A 6,240-nucleotide genomic window follows, 5' to 3' on the forward strand; every position below is an offset into this window, starting at 1 on the left:
GCTGTCCACCGACAATACTCACCGTTGTATCAAGCTGATTCTCAGACGCACCGTACACAATGGTATAGCCATTAATTTCATATAACGAAAGATCACTACCGTCCTCTCTCTCAAGAGGAATATCCCACGACAGTGCAACGTCATGAAGGACCACTTGCTGAGGTGAAACAGCAACGGAGGCCGCCACACTCATCACAGAACCCACTTCATTGCCTACCCGAACTGAGTACTGGCCGGCGCTCACAACGGATGCTGAAGAAACTTCAAGGCTTGAGCCCACCTCCCCGGCAATCTCCTGACCATCCTTGTACCACTGAAATGCAAGCACTCCACCTCCTATCGCTCCTACCGAAAGCGTAAAAGAGGCACCCGACTCAACCGAAACATCGCTTGGCTGACCCAAAATCTGAACAGGCGTTATTGAAGAACCCTCGTCTAGAGCCTGTTGCTGCAAATCGGAGAAACCAGCACCAAGCCGCGTCACATCATCCTGAGGAATAACATCCACAAACGTAGCAAGCGCAGAGAGCTCTTGCTGCGCCTCATACATTAAGTCATCCAACGCAACCGCAGGCTCTAAACCATTATCAACCAACACGAGTGAATCATGCTGACTCAATTGCTGCGTGATAGAGCTGAGCACGTCAGAGACATCATCAAACTGAACACCAGCTTCAGACCTTTGGATCGCAGCACTAAGAAGCGCTACTTCAAGCTGGTCAAACGTTGCTGTGCGCAACTCTTGATCGCTCGTTAAATCAACGGGCTCGGCGTAAATAGACTGTGCAGATAGCCCAAGCATCGCTTCAACCTCCGACACCGACTGCTCAATTTCATCCTCGGACATACCATCGATTCCCGCCTCCGCCTTAACGCGAACCATATGAGTGTATGGCGTTACATGAGCGACGTTATCAGAAGACGCATTAATTGGCTTGGACACCGAACTCAACGCAAAATCTTCCGTCAATGGAAATGCCTCTCCAAAGCGCGTACTCGAAGCGTCGCCGCAGCCATCGGCTAGCTCACAGACCATTCTAGTTGTTTCGTCGGCCGTTACCTCAATCAAAAACTGACTTCCACTAAACTCAGAAGGAACAACGAGACTATAGTAGCCATCTGAATCCGTTCTCACCGGCGCCACAGCTGCACTGCTGCGTGATAAGTAGCGCCCAGCGTTGCTTTCAATAACATAAGCATTCACGATCCCTGACTTAATCACACCCTTTACAGCTCGGCCAGTTAACGTGATGCCGCTATCAAATTGCGCTGTTTGGGCGTTCTGGTTCCCTGCGTCACCTTCCTCAGCTGATCCGCCACCACATGCTAGCAAGACACTTGCGATTGCCATGATCACTGAACATTTAGCTGTCGCTCGAAACTTCTGGTAAACCATCTTACATCTCACCAATACCGCTGGAATTAACGACAGAGTAGTAGTGATCAGATCATAAGGACGGAATTGCATCGCTATTTGATAGCAATATGCGCCATAAAATTGACAATCAATAGTTATGTGAAATAACGCAAATCACAGGCACGGGCTAAGTCACATTAACAATGACGACTAGGAATAAACGAGAAAAAGTAACTAGATGCCTTAAGAAACAGCGTTGCGTTATTTTTGAAGGAGGCGTGCAACAGGACCGAAAGATTTCCTGTGCTCTTTACAAGGGCCGTATATTTCTAATGCCTCAATGTGTGCCTTGGTTGGATATCCCTTATGCTTTCCAATACCATATTCGGGATAGAGAGAATCAAGTCGCTGCATGTCCGAATCACGCCATACCTTAGCGAGAATCGAAGCAGCACTAATACTCTTTGCTAGCGCGTCACCTTTAATAACAGGGGCGGCATCTACTTCTAGCGACTTTGGTATTCGATTACCATCCACCAAAACAAATTCCGCAGCGGGTTCCAACTTCTTGACCGCTCGCTCCATCGCAAGCATCGAAGCATGCAGGATGTTCAACCTGTCGATTTCCTCAACGCTCGCCTCGGCAATCGACCATGCAAGCGCTTTGCTCTTAATCTCGTCAGAGATGAGTAATCGTTTTTTCTCAGACAGCTTCTTCGAATCGGCAAGCCCTGAAATCTCAGCCTCAGGATCCAAGATAACAGCAGCAGCGACAACCGACCCAACTAGAGGGCCGCGACCGACCTCATCAACACCCGCCAGTAGATTGCCGACAAATCCCTTTGCATACACATAATCTTCTTGAAAAAAATGACTCACGATTTGTTTGCCAACGCCAAAACAGCCTCTGCAGCTTCAGAGCTGGCGTTTTTCTTCAACGATTCATGCAGCAGGGAGAAATCGGACTGCAAGCTTTTCTCCATGCTCACGGGAAGGCGTTCAAGCACCGCTGCTGAAATGTTTGAAACAGTTGCATCATCCTGAAGCAACTCAGGAACAAGCTCTTTACCTGCCAATAAATTAGGCAGCGCAACATAAGGGGTTTTAATAAGCCGCTGCATAACCCAATAAGTGAGCTTATTTAGTCGATACGCCACAACCATCGGACGCTTCATTAACATGCATTCCAATGTCGCTGTCCCTGAGGCGAGCAAGACGACATTTGAAGCAGCCATTACCTCACGAGAACGACCGTCGATCAGCTCGACCTCTAACGCAGGAAAACGCTCGAGAATTTCCAAAACCTGCGCTCGCCTGTTCGCATTCACGCAGGGAATAACAAAACGGACATTTGGAGACTTATTTTTAATCTGTTCGGCAGCACCAAAAAAGGACTCCGCTATACGTGAAATTTCGCCCGCCCTGCTACCCGGCAAAATCGCAACGATCGGCCCGGCTTCTGTGAGACCTAAATTGGCTCTAGCCTTGCTTCGATCGGAGGAGATTGGAATTAAATCAGCCAACGGATGACCGACGAACCGAACCGAGACCCGGTGTTGCTTATAAAACTTGGCCTCAAAGGGGAAGAGCGTGAGCATAAGGTCAACGGCGCGCGCAATCTTAAACACGCGCTTTTGACGCCAGGCCCAAACAGACGGACTGACATAATGTGCCGTTTTTATCCCGGCCTGGCGCAACTGTAATTCAAGACCGATATTAAAGTCAGGCGCATCAATACCTATAAACACGTCTGGCCGCTTCTCAACAAAGTGGCGTTTAAGGGCGCGCCGTATTCCAATCAACTCAAAAATACGCCCCAAAACCTCAAACAACCCCATCACCGAGAGGCGCTCCATGGGAAACAAGGTCTCAAATCCTTGCTCCAGCATCAAGGGGCCGCCTATACCACTAAAAGTAGCATTTGGGTGTCGCTTTAAGATCTCAGACATTAATCCCGAGCCGAGAATGTCCCCTGACACCTCTCCAACAACAATACCGATATGAATCGGTCGATAATCCACTTCAGATACAGCGTCGACAGGCATAGACTAACGCATCAACCCGCGATCAGATCGCTCGATGCTAGCGACAAAGGTCCGAATGACACCATCGACATCATCCATCGCCTTTAATTCGAGCATTGCATCATCTAGCTTAAGCCCTTTGCGATAAAGAGTGCGATAAGCCGATTTGAGAGCGCGTAACGACTCAGGAGAAAAACCTCTTCGCTTAAGCCCCTCACTGTTCAGACCGTACGCAGATGCGGACTGCCCGCTGGCCATGACAAAAGCGGGAATATCACGCAAAACGATACTCCCACCTGCGCTCATTGCATGAGCGCCCACTTTACAAAACTGGTGTACCATCGTTCCGCCACCGAGGATGACAAAATCATCAACATACACATGTCCAGCGACGGTCGCAGTATTTGCAAAGATGCAATGACTACCAATACGGCAATCATGCGCGATGTGCACATACGCCATAAACAGATTATCACTACCAATTGATGTAAGACCCTCATCCTGGACGGTTCCGCGATGGATCGTGCAGCCTTCACGGACGATATTGTTGTCACCCATGGTTAATCGTGTGTCTTCACCCGCATACTTCTTGTCTTGGCACTCTTCGCCGACACTCGCAAACTGGTAAATCGTATTGTTTTTTCCGATGGTTGTCGGGCCATTGATCACAACATGCGAGCGTATGTCACAACCATCGCCGATAACGACGTTAGGCCCAATGACCGTGTAAGCCCCTACACTCACATCTGACCCAAGCTGGGCTTTTGGATCGACAATAGCAGTCGGGTGAATCATCTTATCTCTCCCGCTCTGCCGTCATAATCTCAGCAACGCACACCACTTCTTCATCGACTAAAGCACGACAGTCAAACTTCCAAATATTGTGTTTAGCTGAAAGTATGTTCGATTCGAGTCTGAGCTGATCGCCAGGGACAACGGGCCGCTTAAAACGAACCTTGTTCGAGCCTGCAAAGTAGTGCACTAGATTTTCACTCGGCTTTTTGTCTGTAGTGACAAACCCAAGAATTCCGCTTATTTGTGCAAGCGCTTCAAGAATATAAACTCCAGGCAAGATGGGCATATCAGGAAAGTGCCCCTGAAAGAATGCCTCATTGATCGAAACATTTTTGTATCCCGTGATGCTTTTATTTGCCTCGACAGACGTCACTCTATCCACAAAAAGAAAGGGATGACGGTGAGGGAGATACTCATGAATCTCTTTGATATCCATCGTGCGCACTGTATTTTCCACAACCACCTCTTATTCGTCTTGGCTAGAATTAATAGACTTAAACTGCCTCTCGAGCTCTCGAAGACGAGCCTCGGTATTGTCTAATCTTCGAAGTCGAGCAATGCTCTTTTTCCAGTCCTTGTTCGACTGAACACCGGTACCAGACGAATAAACTCCTGGCTCGGGTAAGCTCTTTATAACCATCGTCATTGCAGTAATATGAACACCATCAGTGATCTCTAGATGGCCGGCGATGCCGCTCGCCCCTCCTACAACACAATTTTTACCTAGAGTGGTTGAACCCGCTATAGCACTGCACGCCGCGATAGCGGTGTTCTCTCCGATCACGACGTTATGCGCAATCTGAATCTGATTGTCTAAAATCACTCCGTCATGAATAACAGTATTATCGAGCGCACCGCGATCAATGGTTGTATTCGCACCAATCTCCACAGAATTACCAATCGTCACACCACCAAGCTGACTAATTCTCTGCCAACCTTTGTCAGCAGGGGCAAATCCAAAACCGTCGGACCCAAGCACGCAGCCTGACTGAATCGTGCAGCCCTCTCCAACCACGACACCGTGATAGATCGTCACACTAGGATAAATACGCGTTTTGTTGCCGATAATAGAATCAGCACCGATGACGACATTTTCGCCGAGATACACGTTATCACCGATCACTGCGCCTGCACTCAATCGGACACCTGGCGCAATGAAAACGCCCTCTCCGATGACGACTGATTCATGAATCGAAGCCTCTTCAGAAATAGAAGGCTGGAAATCCACAACCGGGTCCCACAGAGCGCTAAGTTTTGCATATGCTAAATAGGGATTATCATGTATCAAGCAATTCCCGCTAAACACTTCAGAAAGCTTGGGCGAAAGTATCACTGCAGAAGCCTTAGTCTCACCTAGATACTTTTTATACGCTGGGTTTGCAATAAAGGTTAAATGCCCCTCTCCAGCTTCTTGAATGGTTGCCAATCCAGCGACTGAAATGTCAGCATCGCCCTTCAATTGCGCGCCAATCTTCTCGGCAAGATCACCGAGCAAAAAACGTCTATCAAGCATTCGCGAAAATCCGAAAACTATTTTAATGCATCAAGCATTTCAATGATCTGAGAAGTGTAGTCCATACCAGGCGCCGCGTAGAGCGCAGCTTCTCTTGGGAGAATCAAATCTAACGATTCCTTTTCAACCAATTTCTGGATTACTGTATCCAAATTAGGCCGAGACTGTTCCAAGAACTCTTGTCGCTTCTCCGCTAATGCTTTATCCAGCTTTGTTTTCAGATAGCGAAACTCTTGAACTTTCTCTTCCAGATCAGCGGCCAGCTTTGCCCGCTCGCTATCGCTCATAATCGCAGCATCATTCTGAAGACGCATTTCCAGTTTCTGGGCCGCCTCACTTACCGCGCGTACTTCAAGATCTTGCTGCTTATAATCTGCAACCATCTTATCAGAATACGCTTGCGCCGCCTTTGAAGAAAAAAGAGCTGCTCTCATGTCAATCAAACCGATTTTGACCTCAGCATTTGCCGAAACAGACGTAAGTGCCAGCACAAAAACCAACGCTAGATATTGTAAGACTTTCATATTGTGTATTCCTCGTACTTAGTTAAA

At 48.1% G+C, this 6,240-nt stretch carries 7 protein-coding genes; all 7 read right to left on the reverse strand.

Annotated features, from left to right (window positions below; all coding sequences use genetic code 11):
• The coding region (locus A3751_RS03245; protein WP_068451993.1) for a hypothetical protein at window positions 1-1,351 on the reverse strand (1,351 nt) is incomplete at its 3' end.
• A 267-nt stretch (window positions 1,352-1,618) separates the two neighbouring features.
• On the reverse strand, window positions 1,619-2,236 hold the full coding sequence (gene rnhB, locus A3751_RS03250) for a ribonuclease HII (RefSeq protein WP_068451997.1): 618 nt from the start codon (window positions 2,234-2,236) through the stop codon (window positions 1,619-1,621).
• Window positions 2,233-3,402, reverse strand: a complete 1,170-nt coding sequence (gene lpxB / locus A3751_RS03255) for a lipid-A-disaccharide synthase (RefSeq protein WP_068452000.1) — start codon at window positions 3,400-3,402, stop codon at window positions 2,233-2,235. Before lpxB ends, rnhB begins: the two co-directional genes overlap by 4 nt.
• Before the next feature lie 3 nt (window positions 3,403-3,405).
• Entirely contained in the window at window positions 3,406-4,176 is a 771-nt protein-coding gene (gene lpxA, locus A3751_RS03260) for an acyl-ACP--UDP-N-acetylglucosamine O-acyltransferase (protein ID WP_068452003.1), read from the reverse strand.
• Between the two features lies 1 nt (window position 4,177).
• Entirely contained in the window at window positions 4,178-4,612 is a 435-nt protein-coding gene (gene fabZ / locus A3751_RS03265) for a 3-hydroxyacyl-ACP dehydratase FabZ (protein WP_068452006.1), read from the reverse strand.
• A 30-nt stretch (window positions 4,613-4,642) separates the two neighbouring features.
• Window positions 4,643-5,689 (reverse strand): UDP-3-O-(3-hydroxymyristoyl)glucosamine N-acyltransferase, encoded by a 1,047-nt coding sequence (lpxD, locus tag A3751_RS03270; protein ID WP_068452009.1) that lies wholly within the window; start codon window positions 5,687-5,689, stop codon window positions 4,643-4,645.
• A 17-nt stretch (window positions 5,690-5,706) separates the two neighbouring features.
• Complete coding sequence (locus A3751_RS03275; RefSeq protein ID WP_068452011.1) at window positions 5,707-6,213, reverse strand: OmpH family outer membrane protein; 507 nt, start codon at window positions 6,211-6,213, stop codon at window positions 5,707-5,709.
• Window positions 6,214-6,240 lie beyond the last annotated feature (27 nt).

The sequence above is a fragment of the Oleiphilus sp. HI0080 genome (assembly GCF_001635135.1).